The sequence below is a fragment of the Salinifilum ghardaiensis genome (genome assembly GCF_054491345.1).
In genome coordinates this window covers 2,197,656-2,216,975 of record NZ_CM137101.1, presented here as the reverse complement: position 1 = coordinate 2,216,975, position 19,320 = coordinate 2,197,656, and the positions used below count along the sequence as shown (strand labels likewise).

Below are 19,320 nucleotides of genomic sequence, written 5' to 3'. Positions count from 1 at the left end.
CGACCGCGGACGGCAGCGGGAGCACGACCGGCCACTCCCTCCGACCGCACAGCGGCGTGTCCGGCTTCCGGGGGGAGGTCACGTGGTCTTCGGCGGGTCCGGCGGTGAAGGTCTTCCGCGGGCGGGCGAGCCCTGCTCCCGGCCGTTCCGTCACGCGGAAGCGGCCCACTGGCGGTCGGCTTCGTCGGCGAACGCGGCCATGGAGGGGAACTCGGCGTCGTAGCGCCAGTCCTCCGCCGGTTCCGGAGTGGCGCCCCAGCCGGGCCGGTCGTGGCGCCGGTTGATCCAGGCCGACGCCAACCCGCGGCGGCGGGCCGGTACGTGGTCGTGGAAGAGGCTCTGCGCGACGTGCAGGAGCTCGTCGCGCCCGCAGCCGAGCTCGCCGAGCGCTGCGTCCAGCGCCTCGAAGTGCGGGTCGGCGGGTTTGTAGGCGCCGACGTCCTCCGCGGTGATGATCCGGGTGAAGTCGCCGCGCAGGTGCTCGTTGCTGCCGGCGAACCCGCCGCGGTGCACGTTGCTCACGATCACCAGGTCGTAGTGGCGGCGCAGCCGGGCGAGCGCGTCCGCGGAATCCGGGAAGGCGGGCCAGTCCGGGACCGATTCGCCGAGCTGCTCGGCCCGTTCCCGGTCTACCTCCGTCCCTGCGGAGGAGCCGGTCCGGACGAACGCCTCGGCGAGCACGTCGGGGTAGAGCCACGTCGGGTGCTCGCGCATGACCGCCGCCTCGTGGCCGGCGTAGGTCTCCAGCAGGTTCTCGCTGTCGTGGTCGAGGCCCCGCTCGCGGGCCCAGGCCGCCAGGACGGCGGTGATCCCGCGCTCCCAGTCGATGAGCGTGCCGTAGCAGTCGAAGCTGAGGACTCGGAACGCCGTCAGGTCGATGGACATGTCACTCCTCACTGCGGACGGTGTCGGTGCGGCTGACCGCGTCGTGCCGGCCCGCGCCGCGGTCGGGCAGGGCGAGGCTGGTGACGACCAGCGCGGCCAGCGAGACCGGCAGCGAGACCAGCACCGAGTTCAGGTCGTGCGGCTGGTCCAGCTGTTCCCAGACGATGGTCACGACGGTGCCCAGCCCCATGGAGCTCAGCGCACCCCACTTGCTGGCCCGTCGCCACAGGAAGACGGCCAGGACAGGCGGGGCGAGCGCGACGCCGTAGACGGTGTAGGAGTACATCTGCAGTTCCAGCACGCTCGGGAAGAACCTGCCGAGCACGTAGGCCACGACTCCGATGATCAGCACGGCCAGGCGGTGCACCACCAGCCGTCGGCGGCCGCTCATCCGCACGCCGAACAGCCGTTGCGTCCCGTCGTAGACCACGTTCCCGGCACAGGAGAGCAGGAACGAGGATCCCGTGGTGATGATGAAGGACAGCGCACCGGCCAGCAGCAGACCGCCCATCACGGCAGGCAGGTAGCTCTCCCCTGCCAGGGACAGGACCGCCGCGTCCGGGTCGATTCCGGGCATCAGGATGATCGCTGCTGAGCCCAGCAGCACCACGGGCACGGTGACAAGGAAGCTGGACAGGAAGAATCCGCCGGTCGACCTGCGCGCTTCGGACTCGTCGCGGGCCGCGCCGAGTCGTTGGTACATGTTCTGGTCGGCCAGGATCAGCAGGAACAAGGGCAGGAAGTAGCCCGACAGCTGCAGCGCGGTGAGTCCCCCGCTCAACGTCGCGTGGCTCCGAGGAAGATTCTGCCAGTACTCGCCGATACCGCCGAGCTCGTTCCCCAGCACCAGCGGGACCGCGGCGATGAGGATCGTTACGATCACGAGGGCGGACAGGAAGTCGCTCCAGGCGACCGACTTCAAGCCGCCGCCCACCGCGAGAAAGGTGACCAGCAGCGCCACCGCGATGGAGCCCTGCTCGGGCGGGAGCGGGGTGATCACGCTGATGATGTGGCCGCCTCCGGTGAACTGGTAGGCGGTGATGCCGGTGTAGGCCAGCACGGTGATGAGCGCAGCGATCACGCGGACCGCGATGCCGTAGCGCCGTTCCAACAGCTCGGGAACGGTGTACGTCGACTCCCGGCGGATGCGGCGCGCCAGGCAGTAGAGGACGAGGATCCCCGCCGGCGTGCCCCCGAGGAAGAAGAGCGAGGCCAACGGGCCGTAGTCGTAGGCGAAACTGGCGCCTCCGATGATCGTTCCCGATCCGACCCAGGTGACCAGCAGCGTGCCGATCATCACCGGGCGCGGCAGGTTCCGGTTCGCGAAGACGAAGTCGTCGCCCGTCGCGACCTTGCCGGGGCGGGTGAACCACGCGCCGATGCCCGTCATGACCAGCAGGTACAGCACGAGAACGATCACGTGGGTCGTCTGCATGGACCCTCCGGGACGATCGGGGGCGGCCGCGTGGACGTCCCGGCAGGTCGGGGGACCCCTCCGCCGGGGTGCGGCCATGGAACCGGTTCCGACCACCGGAACGCAATGGTCATTGCAGACGTTCTTGCTGATCGGGAAACAGGCCGTAGCGCGACCACAACTGCTCGATCCCGTCGCTCCACGCCGCGGCGGCGGCCGGATCGCAGGCCACGAGCGCGGCGAGGATCGCCTGCACGATCGTGGTCGCGGCCACCAGCGAGGGGAACATGCTGGCCCCCTCGCTGGGCATCACCACCAGCTCGTCGGCCAGTCCGCGGACGTCCTCGCGGACCTGGTCGCTGACCAGCACGATCGAGACCCCGGCCGCGGAGGCCACGTGCACGGCGCGCAGGATCTCGTGCGGTGTGCGCCAGAGCTGGAAGACCACGAGGCAGTCCTCCGGCCCCAGCAGCGACACCGCGTTGAACAGCGCGGTCCCACCGACGCGGTGCAGCCGCACGTCGTGGCCGATGGTCTGCGCCAGGTGGGAGAGCTGCAGGCCGGGGGCGGCGAAGCTGCCCGCTCCGAGGACCAGCGTCGTGCCCGCTGCGCGGATGGTCCGGGCCACCCGCCGCACCTGCGGTTCATCCAGCAGCCGGGCGAGGTCGTGCAGGTTGTGCAGGTCCCGGCGCAGCGTGGACCACGCCGGTCCCCGGTCCGATTCCTCGTGGTGCTCGCTGAGCACCTCCGAGGCCGACAGCCCCGACAGGTAGCGCGAGCGGATCTCCGCCCGCAGCGCTGGCCAGCCGCTGAAACCCAGCTGCTGGGCCGTGCGCACCACCGTCGCGACGTTGACCGCGGCCGCGGCCGCCGCTGACGAGGTGCTGGCGTAGGACATCTGCCGCGGCTGGGCGGCGATCACCGCCAGCACCCGCCGCGCGCCGGCGGCCGGCCTCCGGTCGCCCAGGCGGGAGACCAGCCAGCCGGGCAGCACCTGCTCGCGGGGTTGCTCCGCTGCGTTCTCGGAAGAACTCATCCCGACCATTGTGCAACAACTGTTGCACTCGTGGGGGGCGCTTGGCACGATCCTGAATGCCAGGAGTCCGGTGATCGCACCGCGGGAAGGGACTCATGACCTCGAACACCCTCATCCTCCGCCGCGGAGTCGTCTGCGACGCCGCGACGGGCGAAGCGCAGCGGGCGGACGTGCTGGTGCACGACGGCCGCATCCAGGAAGTGGGAAGCGCGCTGCAAGCGCCCGGCTCGGCCGAGGAGATCGACGCCACCGGGCGGTACCTGGTCCCCGGCCTCATCGACGCGCACGTGCACGCCACCGCCGCGAGCGCCGACCTCGGAAGCGTCGCGGAGCAGTCCCCCTACTACGTGGCCGCCCACGCGAGCGGGATCCTGCGGGCGATGCTGCACCGCGGCTTCACCACGGTGCGCGACGTCGGCGGCGCCGACCACGGCGTGGCCGCGGCCGTGGAGGAGGGGCTCTGGCCCGGCCCGCGCGTGGTCTTCGGCGGCAAGGCCCTCTCGCCGACCGGCGGGCACGCCGACATGCGCAGCGCCGGCCGGCAGGTCCTCGACGACCACGCCTGCTGCCCCACCATGGGCCTGGTCTGCGACGGCCCCACCGAGGTGCGCCGCGGCGCACGGCACCAGCTGCGGACAGGTGCCCACCACATCAAGCTCATGCTCTCCGGCGGAGTCGCCTCCCCCACGGACCGGGTGGACTCGATGCAGTTCTCGGCCGAGGAGGTCCGGGCGGCCGTGGAGGAGGCGCGCAACGCCAACCGCTACGTCACGGGGCACGCCTACACGGCCAGTGCGGTGAACCGGGGGCTGGAGCTCGGCGTGCGCTGCATCGAGCACGGCAACCTCATCGACGACTCCAGCGTGCGGCTCTTCGTCGAGCACCAGGCGTTCCTGGTGCCCACGCTGACCACCTACGAGTACCTGCACCGCGAGGGCGCCGCCGCGGGTCTGCCCCCGGCCGGCCAGGCCAAGGTGGCCGACGTGCTCGAAGCCGGCCTGCACGCCCTGGATTCGGCCCACAAGGGCGGAGTCCAGCTGGTCTTCGGCACCGACCTGCTCGGCAGCATGCACGTCCACCAGAACGACGAGTTCCGCATCCGCAACCGGGTCCAGCCCGCGCACGAGGTGCTGCGCGCGGCGACGGTGAACGCCGCTGCGCTGCTGGGTCGACGGGGCGAGCTGGGCGTCATCGCACCGGGCGCCACCGCCGACGTCCTGATCGTCGACGGGGACCCGTTGACCGATGCCGAGGTCCTGGCGCGGCCGGAGCAGCACCTGCGCGCGGTGGTGCAAGGCGGAACGCTCGTCGCGGGACGGCCCTGAGGTCCCGTCCGGTGGAGTTGCGGCATCTCGAGGGGTTCGTGGCGGTCGCCGAGGAGTTGCACTTCGGCCGTGCTGCCGCGCGGCTGCACGCCGCACCGCGGCGCAGAACGATCCGGTGCAGCTCGGGGCGGCGGCGCTGCGCGCCGGACTTGTCGACTGCTGCGTGGCGGGAGCGTCCTGGCCGACAGCGGACGTGCTGCGGGCAAGTATCCGCACGGTCGGGTTGCGGCCGGATGTGCGCACGCTGAGCAGCGCGTTCCTGATGGCATTGCCGGACGGTCGGTGCGGGCGGGCGGCGAGCCGCTCCCCACCATTCCGGTCGCCACCGAGCACCGCCGTCCGCTGCCGTGGCCGGTGAAACCCCGGCCAGCCGCTTGCCCCCGCCGGTTCTGCTCCTGCGGGTAGCGCACCGGGGTTTTCCTTGTCGGAACCTCTGGTGCGCCATCCGGGACGATCCTTGACCGGGGCGCGGTGCGTGCCCGATGGGACGGGGCGTGGTCCGCACCGGATCACTTCCCGCTCATCATCCGGCCCAGACCGGGACGACTCCGGTGACGACGGCAACGGCCAGTGCGAGCAGGCTGATTCCCCACGCCCACGGAGCCATGTGCCGGATGTGGTGGCCGATGTCGACCCGGGCCAGGCCGACGAGCAGGAAGAAAGCTCCGGTCATCGGGGTGAGCGGGAATCCGATGGTCTCCTCACCGAGGATCGAGGCCTGCGCGAGCTCCTCCGGAGCGATGCCGAACTGCTCCCCCACCCCGATGAGCACGGGCAGCACGCCGAAGTAGTACGGGTCGGGTCCGAACAGGAACGACATCGGCACCGCGAGCACTCCCACGAGCAGCGGCAGCAACGGCCCCAGTTGGGGCGGAACGCCGCCGGCGAGTGCCGCGGCCATCGCCCGGATCATGCCGGTTCCCCCCATGATGCCGAGGAACGCCCCGGCTGCCAGCAGTGTCGTGGCCATGAGAACGGCCGATTGGGCGTGGGCGTCGATGCGCGCGTTCTGGCGACGCATACCGGGGTAGTTGACGACCAGCGCGAGCACGAGCGCCACCATGAACACTGCTGCCGGCGGCGCGATGCCGGAGATGAGCACCCCGACGGTCATCGCGGTCAGCACCAGGTTCGGCCAGAACAGCCGCGGCCGGGTCAGCTGCGCGTCGCTGGAGGCGGTCGCCGTCGCCGACTCCTCGAGCACGGCCACGCCTGCCCTGTCATCGGCGCTGCGTGCCGCGGTCCCCGCCGCGGCATCGCTGACGGTGGCGGCGCGCAGGCGGTCTCCACGGCTGAGCCGCAGGGTTGATTCCGCGCCGGTGGCCAGGCGGAGCTTCTCCCTGCGTCCCAACCAGGCGGCCGCACCGAGCACCGCTGCGATTCCGGTGAGCTGTGCGGGCAGCAACGGGGTCCACAACGCGTTCGCGTCCACGTTGACGACGCTGGAGGCGCGGGCCGTGGGACCGGCCCACGGGAGCATGTTCATCGTCCCGGCTGCCAGGCCGGTGACGGTGGCCAGCACCAAGCGGCTCATGCCCATCGCGTCGTAGAGCGGCAGCAGCGCCGAAAGCGTGATGACGAACGTGGTGGCGCCGGCGCCGTCGAGATGGCACACGAGTGCCAGCAGGGCGGTGCCCACCGCGATCGTGACGGGATTGCTGCCGGCGTACTGCAGGATGCGCCGCACGATCGGATCGAACATCCCCGCGTCGCGCAGCACGCCGAAGAAGAGGATGGCGAATACGAACATGGCGACCACGCCGACGATGTCGCCGATGCCGGATCTGATCATCTCGCCGATCTCGGCCGGCCCGTGTCCCGCGAGCAGTGCGGCCAGCACCGGCACGCCGATCAACGCGGCGACGGCGGCGACGCGGCTGGTGATCAGCAACAGGAGGATCGCGGCGATCGTGGTGAAACCGAGCGCGGTGAGCATGCGGCCTCATTCGGTCGAGGGCGGATGGATCCACTCGCGTGGTGTGCACCGCAGGCGGGGCGAGTGCCGGTCATTCTTGGTCGCGTTCGTTTGCTTGTCCAGCATCGTTGGGACATATGTCCATGCGCTCAGCGCATCGGCTCGCTGCGCGGGAGAAGCCGCGGCGTCCGTTCGCAACCGCGGCCGCGCGGCTTATGCTCCCGGACCATGGATGCCACTGTGCGCCAACTCGCCGCGTACGCCGCCGTCGCCCGGGCGGAGAGCTTCACCGCGGCGGCAGCGCAGCTGCACGTGTCGCAGTCCTCGCTGAGCCGCACGGTCGCGGAGCTGGAGCGCTCGCTCGGTGCGCAGCTGGTGGAACGCGACACGCGCAACGTCGCCTTGACTCCGGCCGGCGCGGAAACGCTGCGGGTCGCCGACGAAGTGCTCAACGCCCACCGAGCGGGGATGCAGGAGCTGGAGCGGTTCGTGCTCGGGGAAGCGGGGACGGTAGCGGTGTCCACCCTGCCGTCGATCGCGGCCGTGCTGTTGCCGGAGGTCATCACGCGCTTCCGCAGTGAGCACCCGCAGGTGGCGGTGCGGATCATGGACGGTCTGGAGCGCGCGGTGCTGCAGCGAGTCGCCTCGGGCGATGCGGATTTCGCGATCACCACGGTCGGCGGGCCCGCGACCCGCCTGGAGCGCAGGCCGTGGGTGCGGGACCGCTTCGTCGCCGTGCTGCCGCAAGGACATCCGCTCGCCGCACGCGAGGAGGTGACCTGGCGGGAACTGGCCGCCGAACCGCTGCTCGCCGTGGGAAGCGATTCGAGCGCGCGCCGACTCGCCGATGCGGCGTTCGCCCAGGTCGATGTGCGGGCGACTCCGGCTGCCGAGGCGGGCAGCATCGCCACCGTGGGCGGCTTGGTCTCCGCCGGTTTGGGAGTCGCGGCGATGCCCGCGCTCGTGCTGCCACTGATGGCCGCCGACGCCGTCGTGCACCGCCCGCTGGTCGAGCCGGTCGTCGACCGGCGGTTGGAACTCGTGCAGCGGGCGCGGCGGCCGCTGACCGCGGCGGGTCAGCGTTTCCTGGACGTGCTCGAACAGTGCCGGTGCAGTGAGGCCGCACTACCGGCGGGTGTTTCCTGGTCCTGACCCGCGGGGCCCGATGCATCATCCGCATGAATCGATCCAAGGCTCTTGCTGGACGCGCATGCGCGCCGCTCGACACACTGCGATCCCGACCGGGAACGGTCGACCGACCACGCACCGAGGGGAATGCAGCGATGTCGCAACAGGATCCCGAGACCGGCGGACGGGGCCAGCTGGGTGGGCTGAAAGTCGTCGAGTTCGCCCACGTCGTGGCCGGGCCGATGGCGGGCTCGATGCTCGCCGACCAGGGCGCGGACGTCGTGCACGTCGAACCGCCGGGAACCGGCGACGCGGCCCGCACGATGGGCCCGAAACGCGACGGCACCCCCCTGTGGTTCAGCGTGGCCGGACGCAACAAGCGGTCGGTGACGCTGGATCTCCACCAGGAATCCGGCCGCGACGTCGCCCACCGGCTCGTTGCCTGGGCCGACGTCGTCATCGTCACCGTCCGCACGGGACGCCTGCGCGAGTGGGGCCTGGATTGGGAGTCCGTGCACCGGCTCAATCCGACGGCAGTCCTGCTGCAGATCTCCGGGTTCGGCGCGAACACCTCACTGGCCGACTCCCCCGGATTCGGAAAGATGGGCGAGGCGCGCAGCGGCGTGGTGCACCTGACCGGGTTTCCCGAGGGCCCCCCGGTGCACACGGGGTTCTCCCACGGCGATGCGGTCACCGGGCTCATGGGCGCCTACGCAGTGATGGCCGCGCTGTACCGGCGGGCGACCGATCCCGACTTCGACGGGGAGTGGATCGACCTGGCCCTGTTCGAGCCCCTGTTCCGGCTCGTGGAATGGCAGGTCGTGCTGCACGACCAGCTCGGCTCCACGCCCGGGCGTTCGGGCAACCAGCTGGCCGTCGCGCCGGCCGCGGTGATCAACACCTACCGGTCCGGTGACGACGACTGGATCACCGTCACCTCGGCCACGCCGCGATCGGTGATCAACGTGGCGGAGTTGCTCGGCTTCGACGCGGCCGAGTTCGCCACCGCGGAGCAGCAGCAGGACCGCCGGCACGAGCTCGACGACGCGCTGCGGAAGTGGGTCGGCGCGCGCAGCACCGAGCACTGCCTGGAGGCGTTCGCGCAGGCGGAAGTCGTGGCCTCCCGCGTGTTCACCGCTGACGACATCGCCACCGACCCCACCTACGCCGAACGCGGCGACATCGTCACAGTCGACGACCCCGAGCTCGGTCCGGTGCGGATGCAGGCCGCACTGCCGCACTTCCGGCAGCGTCCCGGGCACGTGTGGCGCACGGGACCGGCGTTGGGCCAGGACAACCACCTCGTCTACGCGGACTGGCTCGGTCTGGACCAGGAGGAGCTCGCGCGTCTGGAGGACAACGGTGTCGTCTGAACCCCACCACGAGGTGTCCCGCGCTCCGCTGCGGTCGCTGTTGTTCGTTCCCGGCACGAAAACCGAGTGGCTGGCCAAAGCGGCGCGGGCGGGGGCCGATGCCGCGGTCATCGACCTGGAAGACGCCGTGCCCGACTCGGGCAAGGCCGATGCCCGGAGCGGTGTGGTGGCCACGTTGCAGCAACACCACGTGTCGACCCGCGAGCAGCCGCCGGCGCTGTTCGTCCGGGTCAACGCGCTGGACACGTGGGACGGTGCCGATGATGTCCGCGCTGTGGCACGCCCCGGACTGCACGGCATCGTTCTCCCGAAAGTGGACGGTCCGGAAGATGTCCGCGTGGCCGATCGGTTGCTGACGTGGTGCGAGCGCGAACGGGGTCTGCCCGTGGGATCGGTGGCGCTGGTGCCCCTGCTCGAAACCGCGCGCGGCCTGCGCGAGGCCCACGACGTCGGAGCGGCAGCGCGGCGTGTGGCCTACCTCGGCGCGCTCACCGCCGACAGCGGAGATGTCGCGCGGGCCGTCGGGTACCGCTGGAGCCCGCGCGGCACGGAAACGCTGGCGCTGCGCTCCCGTGTGCTGCTCGACGCACGCGCCGCAGGCGTCGAGCATCCGGTCGCGGGGTTGTGGACGCAGCTCGACGATCCCGCTGGCCTGCGCGCCTTCGCCGAGCAGAACCGGTCCCTGGGTTACGCCGGGATGATGGCCATCCACCCCGCGCACGTGCCGATCATCAACGAGGTCTTCTCCCCCAGCTCCGAGGAGCTCGCGCGCTGGGAACGCCTCGTCGCCGCCGTGGAGCAGGCCCAAGCCCGCGGCGAAGGCGCGGTGGCGTTCGAAGGGCAGATGGTCGACGAAGCCATGGCAGCCACCGCCCGGCACGTCCTGGCCCGCTACACCGGCTCGGTTTGACGCCTCAGGCGGCGACATCCATGACGTTCTCGTCAGCCGGGCCCGGCACCGTGCTCGTCAGCGCCGGCGCCAGTAACCGTCCCGGCTCGGTGACGCAGCGGCCCGGAATCCCGAACCGGCCGTCACTGACCCGGGCAGCGGCGAGCTCGACAGGAGATGCAGTCCCGGGCGGAAGTGATGTTGCGCTGCCTCACCCGGTGCTGCTCGGAAAGATCCACTCGGCAGGCAGCGCCTCTCCGGTGCCCGCGCCGGAGCACCGCGAGCCCGTTCCGGCCCGGCCGTGCTGCGACGTGGTGCCGGGCGGGGCTGGCGGCTCGGTGCGGGACCCCGCCCGGTTCGATAGGTTCCGGCGGTACGACCCCGGGAGTCGGAGGTGACGCCGATGGAGTTGCTGACGTTCGGCCACGGCACCGCGTCGGAGAACGAGATCACCGCATTGCTGCACGCAGCAGGGGTCCGTTCCGTGCTCGATGTGCGCAGCGCGCCAGGGAGCCGCCGCAACCCGCAGTTCGCGCGCGGGGAGCTGCAGCGGTGGCTTCCGGAGTCGGGGATCTCCTACCGCTGGGACAAGCGGCTCGGCGGTTTCCGCAGCCTCCCCCACGACTCCCCGGACTGGGTGTGGCGCAACGAGGCGTTCCGCGCTTACGCGGCGCACATGCGCACCCGCGAGTTCACCGACGGCATCGACGAGCTCGCCCACACGCAGGTGGCCGTGATGTGCAGCGAAAGCCTGTGGTGGCGCTGCCACCGCCGGATGCTCAGCGACTTCGTGCAAATCCTCCGCGGAGTTCCGGTGGAGCACCTGACGCAGCGAGCTGGGCGCGACGACCACGAACCGATCGAGGGCGTGCGCATCAACGACGACGGCTACCTCGTCTACGACGCCGGACAGCCCACGCTGTAGCAGGCGCGTGCGGCGCGGATGACGCGATTCACCGCACGCGGACGGTGCCCAGTTGGGTCAGGTGCAGGTTGGTGTCGGCGAACTTCGACGCCACCGCCCGCAACGTATCGATCATGACTTCGGTGGCGGGTGTGGGTGTCCGATTGACGGGCCGGGCCAGCAGAATCCTCCGGGTCGGAGCGGGCACGCCCGAGTCGAAGCTGATCAGCCGGACGTCGTGGCGGCGGTTGGTCAACGCGAGCCGCGGCGCGATGGCGATGCCCAGTCCTGCGGCCACCATCGCCTGCGCTTCCTGGTAGTCGTGCGACTCGTAGGAGATGGTCGGTTCGAAACCCGCCAGGCGGCAGCTACGGTACAACACCTCGGCGACCGGGTGGTTGTCCGCGCGCGTGATCCAGTGCTGGTCGACCAGCTCGGACAGCTCCACGCGCGGTCGTTCGAGCAGTTCCGAATTCGCCGGGGCCACCAGCACCGTCGGGTCGTCCAGCAGGTGCGTCATCCGCAGCGACTCGTCCTCGATCCGGTTCCACTCGTAGTCCCAGAGGATCGCCAGTTCGGCCTCACCGGAGTGCAGCAAGTCCAGCAGGCCCACCAGCAGCGATGACTGCACGGTGACCCGCACGCCGGGATGTTTGCGGGAGAACCGGGTCAGCGCCAGCGGCAGTATCGAGGCGCTAGCTGTCGGGAAGGCGCCCATCTTCAGCGCGCTCTGGTGCAACCGCGCGAACGAGTCCAGGTCCGCCTGCGCCCCCCGCAGTTCGCTGCGGATGCGGCGGCCGCGCACGGCCAGCGCCTCACCCGCGTCGGTGAGCCGTACTCCGCGCGGCAACCGCTCCACCAGCGGCTGACCGACTTCGACCTCCAGCCGCGCGATCTGCTGCGAAGCGGCGGAGGCGGTGATCCCGAACGCCTCCGCTGCCGCACTGAGCGATCCGCGATCGGCTGCTTCGGTCAGCAACACCATGCGGCGCACGTCCATGCGCACTCCCCTCGACATTAGCTGCGCACTGCTCATCGGCGCGGTGCTCGTGGCGGGCGCGCACGCCGGTTCGTTCTCCCCGATCGCGGTTTCCGGTGCGCTCGTGCTGGGCATGATCGAGCAGACGCCGCTGCACATCGCTCCGTCCGCGCTGTTCTTGGCCAGCTTCGCCTTCAACGTTCTGATCGCGGTCGTGAGCTTTCTGGCCCTGGGCGGCCACCGGCGGGCTGGAACTCGGGACTTCGCTTCGGAGCGCCAGGAGGAGACCGAAACGGCGACGACGGTCGACTGGCGGCAAGTGTTGACTCTCGCGACGCTGGTCTTGCTGGTGCTCGGCGCCTTGGTGTTCCAGCTGGAGATCGGTTTCCTCGCGCTGAGCGCCGGTGCCCTGCTCGCACTGGTCGACATCAACCGGCAGTCCCGGGCGATCGAGGGAATCAGCTGGTCCACGATCCTGCTGATCGGCGGAATGATCACCTACGTGGGGATCCTGGAACAGGCGGGAACCATCGACGCGATCTCCCGCGGTGCGTCCCGCCTGGGTAGTCCCCTGCTGGTGGCATTGCTGCTGTGCCTCGTGGTGGCCGTGGTCTCCGCTTTCGCTTCATCGACCGCCATCCTCACCGCGATCATCCCGATCGCGGTTCCGCTGCTGCTATCCAGCGACCTCAGCACTGCGGGCCTGGTCGCCGCCCTGGCCGTGTCTGCCACGATCGTCGACACCTCCCCGTTCTCCAGCAACGGCGCACTCGTGCTGAGCAACGCCAACGGCTCGGACAGAACACGAATCTACCGGCAACTTCTCGGTTACACCGGCACCATCGTCGCGGTCGGACCGCTCTTCGCATGGGGGTTTTTGGTCGTACCCGGCGCTTTGTGACCAGCGCTACCCGAATCAGCACCGCGGTAGGCCGAAACCAGGAGGCTTTCCGGGGGTGCAGCGGTGGGCGGCAGCGCGACCGAGTTGCTCCCGAGGTGCGCAACACCGACCGGCGTCGCGGGGGCGAGGTGCAGTGGTTCTCGGTGGTGCTGCACCACCGAGCGATCGTGATCGTCCTGGTGCAGGTGCCCGAGGTATCAACGAGACCACCCGGGTGCCAGCGCTGCTGGCCCGTGCCGACCTGGCAGGCGTGGTGGTCACCGGCGAGGCCGCGCGCCCAGCACGCCACCGCCGCGCAGCAGATCCGCCGCGCGATCGACGACGGCACCCTCGGGCCCCGCGTCTCGGGCACGTCTCGGTCCTGATGCACCGCGACACGTCCTACTACACCGCCGAAGCCTGGCGCGGCACGTGGGCCACCGGCGGTGGAGGGGTCCTTGACCCAGGCGGTGCACCACCTGGACCTGCTCCAGTGGTACATGGGCCGCGCGGTGGATGTCTCCGCCGCGCACGTCACCTTCGAGCACGACGAGGCGATCGAGGTCGAAGACGTCGTTGCCCACCGCGGTCGGACCGAACGCGTTCGCGCCCGGCGCGGGATCGTCCTGGCCTGCGACGGATTCCCCCGCGAGCCCGCAGCTGCGCGCGCAGCACCTGCCCGCGGTGCTGCTGCGGCGCTACGTCGGCAGCGGGTACCTGCACCGCGGGCGAACTCCGCGCGAACTCGCGCTGTCCATCGGTGTGGATCCGGCCGGGTTGACCTTCGGCTACCTCGCGGCGCTGCACGCGGCGGGGCCACAACGGGCGGACCATTGCCAACCCGGGGGGTGCCGCGCAGGACTGAGCGCAAGCTGAAGCATGCGCAGCGGGACCGCTATCCTTGTTGCTGTTCGAGGTGCTGCTTGGCGAGTTGGATCTCCGCGCGCACTTCGGGTTCGAGTCGACGCCGGAACAGCGGTTCGAGCAGCCAGCGCAGCGCGGGGGTGAACTGGAACTCGAGCGTGCGGATGAGGTGCGTGCCGCCCTCGACCTGGTGGCACTCGAAGCTGGCCTGGAACCGGGCCAGGGCATGCGCGAGTCGGTTGGCGGGCAGGGGGACCAGCCCGATGTCGATCCGCTCACCAGGGGTGAGCTGCGCATACTGCACAACTTTGGGCTGGCGCAGTCCCACGAGCTTCGGCCGGCAGGCGAACCGGACGACGTTCCCGTCGCGCTGGTGCCACAGCACGGGTCGAATCTTCTTGTCCACCCGGGCGTAGCGTTCGATATCCATGACCAGGGACAGGACCTGCTCCACGGAAGCATCGACCACCTCGTCGACCAGCACCCGGACCATGGTCCAGAGCGTACCGCTCGGCCGGGAACACGTCAGGCGGTGCACGCGACGCGCATCCGCCGCAGCTGGGCGTGCAGCTCAACGCAGCGACCGACGCAGCCGGTCAGAGCGTGCGGGCGAACTGTCCGAACTCGCCCGCCGCCCCGTGCTCCGCCCGCGGAACCCCGCCGCGGGGTCTCGCTGCGCCAGCACGAGGCCGGCCTCGGTGCGGTCGCTTCACGGCCAGTTCAGATCGTGAACGCGCCGAGGGTCCAGTCCCCCACGGTGGCGTTCCGGTCGACGTCACCGGGTATCCCCGGCACGGTGCCGGAATTGCTGTGCTGGTGCAGGGCCAGTCGGGGGTGGCTCCACCCGGGATTTCCGGGGTCCCCGTTGTACCGAGCGACCCACAGGAGCACATCGTCCCCGGCCCACAGGTTCGGATCGATGATGTTCCGGAACCAGTTCAGGTTGGCGTAGACGAGCACCCCGGGCACACCGGTTGCCGCGCGCAATTGGCGGATGAACTCGGGGATGAACGCGTTCGGGTCGGGGATGTCGGTGTCCTCCATGTCCAGCATCGGCCACAGGTTTCCCGGCTCCTTCAGCCCGTGCTGACCCAACCACCACGCGAAATGCCCCACCTGCGGGTCGATCCCGCCGGGACGGGCGAAGTGGTAGCCACCCGTGACGATGCCGGCGCCCCGCGCCCCCGCCACATGCGCACCCGCCTGCTCATCGACCCATGCCCGACCTTCGGTCACCTTCATGCACGCGTAGGTGATGTTGTTACCCCGCACCGCGTGCCAATCGTCGACTTGGTTGTAGTGGCTGATGTCGATTCCGTAATCCACGTGGACCTCTCTGCTGTGCGCGGGGCGCGACGAGGGGCGCCCGGGCAAATCTAACGTGCCAGTCGGGCGCACCGCGATCAAATGTCGAGATCTCGCCAACAAGACCACCCCGGCCGTAGCCATATACCAGCCCGCGAGTGGTTCAGGGCGCGGGGCGAGTCGTTCGTCGACTCGCCGGGCTTTGCCGGTCTGAAATCCTGCCCAGGTGGAGTTGCGGCATCTCGAGGGGTTCGTGGCGGTCGCCGAGGAGTTGCACTTCGGCCGTGCTGCCGCGCGGCTGCACATAGCTCAGCCGCCGTTGAGCCAGTACATCCGCCTGCTCGAGCGGGATCTCGGCGTCACGCTCTTCGAACGGAGCACGCGCTCGGTGCGCTTGACCGCAGCAGGACGTTCACTGCTCGAGCCGGCACGGCGAGTGCTCGCGGAAGCGGCGGTCGGGCATGGTCAGCGCACGGCAGTCGTCGCCGCCGCCTACGTCGAACGGCTCCTCGGGGCCTCCACGACGCCGGCGCACGAGCGGGCGCTCGCGTACCTGGACGAGCTGGTCGACGGCAGCGATGTTCCACCGGCCGAATGATGCACCGACCGGTAACCACGCACATCAGCTCCGAGGTGTGAGGAGAACATGAGCTCGCCAACATCCACCACCGCCGCCCCGCTGCGGGGGCTCCGCGCCGCCGACCCTCGGACAGCACAACGAAGAAGTGCTCCGCGAACTGGGCTGCGACGACAGCGCCCAGCGCCTCGGGTCGGCGAGCCAGTGAGGTGGCCGCTGCGAGCGACCGGGGGCAGCACCGCCACGAACCCGGTCCTTCGCAGCGATCGCCGGTGTCGAGGAGGCGGTTCCGGAGGCCGTCGTGCGCCGCTCCGATCCCCCGCAGGCGGTCTTCGTCAACCGGACGCTCCCCACCCGGCCAGGGCATCGGCGAGCTCGTGCAGTGCTGCGGTGGTCGCTTCGAGCTCGGTCAGCGTGTTGGTGTAGGTCATGGGAGGAAGCAGGAGCCGCAGGTGGTGTCCCCCGTAGGGCGCGATGCACACGCGCCAGCGGCGGGTACGAGCGGTCCAGGACGCGGTGCACGCCGCCAGGTCGACGGTGCGGACGAGTTCGGCGAGGGCGGGACCGGACAGCCGGGCGGCGATCTCGTCCGGGAACGCCCCTCCCCACCCGAGCTCTTTCCACCGGTGCGCCTTCCGGCGTGCGCCCCGGACGCGCAGCTCGAGGGTGCAGTCCTCGCCGGGTCCGGACGCGCCGTCAACCGAGGTGGCGACGTGCAGCTGGTGGATCCGGAGCAGGAGCTGCTTGCGCGTGCAGTAGGCGAGCCGGACGTCCCCGTCGCGCCCCGTCATGCGCACTCCGCTGCCGCTGCGGTCCACAACGGACATGCCGGATCTCCGGAACGGGAGCGACTGCTGGTGCAGCGAGTGCGCAGCGGGAGCGTCGAGGGGCCCGGAGGGGAGGAAAGCCGCATCCGCCGCTCGCCCGGACGGCGGGGTCATGACCGCGCTCCACGTGCCGGTTCCTGCGCGTCCCGGGAGATGGAATCCGAACCCACCAGCGGCGTGGGCGTGAAGAACGGGACCTTCTTGACGAGTTTGAGCCAGATGAAGGCGTAGCCGAGGATCACCGCGGTGCAGCAGGCGGCCCCGAGCCAGACGGTCGCGCGCATCTCGGCGTCGGGGTGGATGCCGACGATCATCCCGAGGCACGCTGCGATGCCGATGATCTGCGGCAGGGGGTACAGCGGTGCGCGGAAGGATCGCTGGGCGTCGGGATAGCGGTGGCGGAGGACGATGACGTCGACCTGCGCGAGGATGTAGGAGGCCAGCCACATCACGGTGGCCACCAGCACGAGGGTGAGGACGGCGTCGTTGCCGGCGATGGTCACCAGCGAGGCGATGATGATGCCGGACACGGCGAGCACCGAGACCCACGGGGTGTGGAACCGGGGGTGCACCCAGGCGAACGCGCGCGGCAGCATCCCCCTGCGGGCCAGGCCGTAGAGCATCCGCGGCACCGCGGCGAGGATCGCCGAGACCGAACTCGCCGACGCCAGGATGGTCGCAGCGGTGAGCACGACCAGACCGGTAGGTCCTGCGATGGCTTCGGCGATCAGCAGGTGCGGGGTCTCCGAGTTCGCCAGCTCCCCCAGCCCCACGTAGCGCATCCCGGCGAAACCGAACAACATGTCCACCAGGTAGACGAGGACCACTCCGCCGATCATGGCGCGCGGGATGATGCGCCCGGGATTGCGGATCTCCTCGCTCATGGGGCAGACGAATTCGATCCCGATGAACAGGTACGCCCCGATCGCGACGAGCTGCACGACTCCGGCCCAACCGGCGGGATTGAGCGGGACCGGTTCGGCGGTGGGAGCGTTCCCGGCCTCCAGCAGGCCCACCAGGCCGAAGCCGATGAGCGCGAGGATCATGACGCCGGTGACCACCATCTGGGCGCGGCCGAACGATTTCACGCCGACGAGGTTGATGACGGTGAACAGCGCGGTGAGCGCCACGGCGAACGACGTCGGCGGGATGCCGGTGGCGAGTTGGTGGGCGGCGAGGCCGGAAACCATGAGTTCGGCCGGTTCGACCGTGGCCACGAGCACGATGTAGCCGGCCAGCACACCGAAGATCGCCGGCCCGCGGCCCAGCGCCGGAGCGGTGTAGTCACCGATCATCCCCGCTCCGGGGATGAGGGTGGCCAGTTCGGAGTAGGAGAACGCGATCAGCGTCGTGATGACCAGCGCGGCCAGGCCGGCCAGGGCGAAAGCCGGCCCGCCGAGCCCGAAGCCGTTGCCCAGCGAGGTGAGCGTGGTCGAAGCGACGACGAGTCCGATGCCGGTGACCAGGGCGCTCCAGAAGCCGAGGGTGCGCTGCAGGGTGGGGGCGCTCATGGGCGGCCGACCTTTCAGGCGAGTCCTGGTGCTTGGTTGCCGGAGTTCCCTCCGGGGATGACCTCGGTGCTGCGGGCGAGACCGCCGTGGCGACCGGCCTCGCCCGCGGGGTGCTGCTCAGACGTGCACCGCTCCGGACGCGTCGGTGCGTTCGAGGACGTGGCGCAGGGCCGCCGCGATGCGGTCGGCCTCGCCGCGGTCCAGGGTCAGGGCCGGCGACAGCACGATCCCTCGTGCGGAGTCGCGCACGATCACGCCGTGCTCGCGGCGCACCGCGTCGGCCACGGCTCCCGGATCGGGCAGCGGGGCGCGACTGGTGGTGTCGGTGACCAGTTCGATGCCGAGCATCATGCCGACGCCGCGCACTTCGCCGACGACCGGCACGTCGTCGAGTTCCGCGGCGATCTTCCCCGTGAGGTAGGCGCCGATTTCGCTCGCGCGGGCGAGGAGCCGTTCGCGCTCGATGATGTCGAGGTTGGCCTGGGCGACCGCGCAGGCCGTCGGGTGGCCGTTGTAGGTGTATCCCATGGGAAAGCCGTCCCGACCGAGTGTTTCGGCGATGTGGTCGCCGACGAGGACGGCGCCGAGCGGGAGGTAGCCGGAGGTGATGCCCTTGGCCGTGATGATGATGTCGGGCCGCACCCCGAAGTGTTCCGCGGCGAACCAGTGGCCGGTGCGGCCGTAGGCGGTGACGACCTCGTCGAAGATCAGCAGGATCCCGTGCCGCCGCAGCACTTCCTGCACCCGTGGCCAGTAGTCGTCCGGGGGGACGACCATGCCGGCCACGCCCATGATCGGCTCGCCGATCATGGCTGCGATGTTGTCCGCGCCGATCTCCGCGATGGTGTTCTCGAGCTCGCGGATGCACACGTCGGTGCAGTCGTCCTCGCCGAACAGGTCGGTGCGGTAGGGCCACGGCGGGGTCAGGTGCGCCACGTTCGGCAGCATCGGTCCGAAACCGTCGTGGTAGAGCGGGAATCCGGTCGCGGAACCTCCGCCGTAGGCGACGCCGTGGTAGGCGCGGTGCCGGCCCAGGATCCACGTGCGGTCGGTCTCCCCCCGGCGGTGGTGGTGGAACCGCGCCATCTTCAGAGCCGCTTCGACCCCCTCGGAGCCCCCGCTGGTGAAGTACACGTGGTTGAGCGGCTCGGGCGCGAGACCGGCGAGGCGTTCGGCGAGTTCGATGGCGCGGTTGTTGGAGAATTCCCAGAAGCTGGTGAAGTACTCCAACTCCCGCATCTGCGCGGCGGCGACCTCGGCCAGCTCCTCGCGGCCGTGGCCGATCTGGGCCAGCCAGAGACCGCCGGTGGCGTCGAGGTATTCGCGCCCGTCGCAGTCCCAGAGCTGCGAACCGCTCCCCTTGGTCATGACGACTCGTTCGGTCGTGGCGTCCGGCAGGTACGGGTGGATGAGGTGGGCCCGGTCGCTCTCGACCAGCTCGCTGCTGTCGAGGCGCGCGGGTGCGGCGGTGTCGGCAGTGGTCATGTCGAAGCCCTTCCGTCGTGGGG

Annotated in this window: 19 protein-coding genes and 1 pseudogene; 10 read left to right on the top strand and 10 right to left on the bottom strand. The window is 70.5% G+C overall.

The window, feature by feature from the left end:
• Nucleotides 1-150 precede the first annotated feature (150 nt).
• The 3 genes from ACVGV0_RS10155 to ACVGV0_RS10145 all read right to left on the bottom strand — a co-directional run bounded on the left by ACVGV0_RS10155 (nt 151) and on the right by ACVGV0_RS10145 (nt 3,335).
• Entirely contained in the window at nt 151-885 is a 735-nt protein-coding gene (locus ACVGV0_RS10155; protein WP_459159607.1) for a haloacid dehalogenase type II, read from the bottom strand.
• A 1-nt stretch (nt 886) separates the two neighbouring features.
• A complete protein-coding gene (locus tag ACVGV0_RS10150; RefSeq protein WP_459159606.1) occupies nt 887-2,320 on the bottom strand; it encodes a sodium:solute symporter family protein in 1,434 nt (477 codons plus the stop codon).
• A gap of 109 nt (nt 2,321-2,429) precedes the next feature.
• Nucleotides 2,430-3,335: a MurR/RpiR family transcriptional regulator gene (locus tag ACVGV0_RS10145; RefSeq protein WP_459159605.1), complete on the bottom strand. Its 906-nt coding sequence runs from the start codon at nt 3,333-3,335 to the stop codon at nt 2,430-2,432.
• A 95-nt stretch (nt 3,336-3,430) separates the two neighbouring features.
• Here ACVGV0_RS10145 and ACVGV0_RS10140 point away from each other — a divergent pair, with 95 nt between their 5' ends.
• Both ACVGV0_RS10140 and ACVGV0_RS10135 read left to right on the top strand, forming a co-directional pair.
• Nucleotides 3,431-4,660 (top strand): metal-dependent hydrolase family protein, encoded by a 1,230-nt coding sequence (locus ACVGV0_RS10140; protein ID WP_459159604.1) that lies wholly within the window; start codon nt 3,431-3,433, stop codon nt 4,658-4,660.
• Nucleotides 4,661-4,775: 115 nt separating this feature from the next.
• On the top strand, nt 4,776-5,018 hold the full coding sequence (locus tag ACVGV0_RS10135; protein WP_459159603.1) for a phosphate acyltransferase: 243 nt from the start codon (nt 4,776-4,778) through the stop codon (nt 5,016-5,018).
• Between the two features lie 165 nt (nt 5,019-5,183).
• Here ACVGV0_RS10135 and ACVGV0_RS10130 read toward each other — a convergent pair whose 3' ends face one another.
• Entirely contained in the window at nt 5,184-6,596 is a 1,413-nt protein-coding gene (locus ACVGV0_RS10130) for a CitMHS family transporter (RefSeq protein ID WP_459159602.1), read from the bottom strand.
• 207 nt (nt 6,597-6,803) lie between these two features.
• Here ACVGV0_RS10130 and ACVGV0_RS10125 point away from each other — a divergent pair, with 207 nt between their 5' ends.
• From ACVGV0_RS10125 to ACVGV0_RS10110, 4 genes are all read left to right on the top strand, one after another.
• Nucleotides 6,804-7,727, top strand: a complete 924-nt coding sequence (locus ACVGV0_RS10125) for a LysR substrate-binding domain-containing protein (RefSeq protein ID WP_459159601.1) — start codon at nt 6,804-6,806, stop codon at nt 7,725-7,727.
• Nucleotides 7,728-7,858: 131 nt separating this feature from the next.
• Nucleotides 7,859-9,076, top strand: a complete 1,218-nt coding sequence (locus tag ACVGV0_RS10120; RefSeq protein ID WP_459159600.1) for a CaiB/BaiF CoA transferase family protein — start codon at nt 7,859-7,861, stop codon at nt 9,074-9,076.
• The gene (locus ACVGV0_RS10115) at nt 9,066-9,986 is read left to right on the top strand and encodes an HpcH/HpaI aldolase/citrate lyase family protein (RefSeq protein ID WP_459159599.1); all 921 of its coding nucleotides are present in this window, start codon (nt 9,066-9,068) and stop codon (nt 9,984-9,986) included. Before ACVGV0_RS10120 ends, ACVGV0_RS10115 begins: the two co-directional genes overlap by 11 nt.
• 382 nt (nt 9,987-10,368) lie before the next feature.
• Nucleotides 10,369-10,890 carry a DUF488 domain-containing protein gene (locus ACVGV0_RS10110; protein ID WP_459159598.1) on the top strand — a complete coding sequence of 174 codons (522 nt, stop codon included), beginning with the start codon at nt 10,369-10,371 and terminating at the stop codon, nt 10,888-10,890.
• A gap of 28 nt (nt 10,891-10,918) precedes the next feature.
• On the opposite strand, the gene ACVGV0_RS10105 is transcribed toward ACVGV0_RS10110, so the two are convergent.
• Complete coding sequence (locus ACVGV0_RS10105; RefSeq protein ID WP_459159597.1) at nt 10,919-11,869, bottom strand: LysR family transcriptional regulator; 951 nt, start codon at nt 11,867-11,869, stop codon at nt 10,919-10,921.
• On the opposite strand from ACVGV0_RS10105, the gene ACVGV0_RS10100 reads away from it, so the two are divergent.
• From ACVGV0_RS10100 to ACVGV0_RS10090, 3 genes are all read left to right on the top strand, one after another.
• Entirely contained in the window at nt 11,853-12,749 is an 897-nt protein-coding gene (locus ACVGV0_RS10100) for an SLC13 family permease (protein ID WP_459159596.1), read from the top strand. The genes ACVGV0_RS10105 and ACVGV0_RS10100 overlap by 17 nt on opposite strands.
• Nucleotides 12,750-12,844: 95 nt before the next feature.
• The gene (locus ACVGV0_RS10095; RefSeq protein WP_459159595.1) at nt 12,845-13,114 is read left to right on the top strand and encodes a hypothetical protein; all 270 of its coding nucleotides are present in this window, start codon (nt 12,845-12,847) and stop codon (nt 13,112-13,114) included.
• A 190-nt stretch (nt 13,115-13,304) separates the two neighbouring features.
• Nucleotides 13,305-13,604, top strand: a complete 300-nt coding sequence (locus ACVGV0_RS10090) for a hypothetical protein (RefSeq protein WP_459159594.1) — start codon at nt 13,305-13,307, stop codon at nt 13,602-13,604.
• A 19-nt stretch (nt 13,605-13,623) separates the two neighbouring features.
• Here ACVGV0_RS10090 and ACVGV0_RS10085 read toward each other — a convergent pair whose 3' ends face one another.
• Nucleotides 13,624-14,085: an SRPBCC family protein gene (locus tag ACVGV0_RS10085; RefSeq protein WP_459159593.1), complete on the bottom strand. Its 462-nt coding sequence runs from the start codon at nt 14,083-14,085 to the stop codon at nt 13,624-13,626.
• A 227-nt stretch (nt 14,086-14,312) separates the two neighbouring features.
• Nucleotides 14,313-14,918, bottom strand: a complete 606-nt coding sequence (locus ACVGV0_RS10080; protein ID WP_459159592.1) for a glycoside hydrolase family 25 protein — start codon at nt 14,916-14,918, stop codon at nt 14,313-14,315.
• 205 nt (nt 14,919-15,123) lie between these two features.
• Between ACVGV0_RS10080 and ACVGV0_RS10075 the strand changes: the two are divergent.
• A pseudogene (locus tag ACVGV0_RS10075) lies at nt 15,124-15,340 on the top strand (LysR family transcriptional regulator); the annotation flags it as partial.
• Between the two features lie 469 nt (nt 15,341-15,809).
• Here the strand turns inward: ACVGV0_RS10075 and ACVGV0_RS10070 are convergent.
• From ACVGV0_RS10070 to ACVGV0_RS10060, 3 genes are all read right to left on the bottom strand, one after another.
• A complete protein-coding gene (locus ACVGV0_RS10070) occupies nt 15,810-16,301 on the bottom strand; it encodes a hypothetical protein (protein ID WP_459159591.1) in 492 nt (163 codons plus the stop codon).
• Between the two features lie 110 nt (nt 16,302-16,411).
• Nucleotides 16,412-17,812: an APC family permease gene (locus ACVGV0_RS10065; protein WP_459159590.1), complete on the bottom strand. Its 1,401-nt coding sequence runs from the start codon at nt 17,810-17,812 to the stop codon at nt 16,412-16,414.
• A 117-nt stretch (nt 17,813-17,929) separates the two neighbouring features.
• Nucleotides 17,930-19,297, bottom strand: a complete 1,368-nt coding sequence (locus ACVGV0_RS10060) for an aminotransferase family protein (protein ID WP_459159589.1) — start codon at nt 19,295-19,297, stop codon at nt 17,930-17,932.
• Between the last annotated feature and the right edge of the window lie 23 nt (nt 19,298-19,320).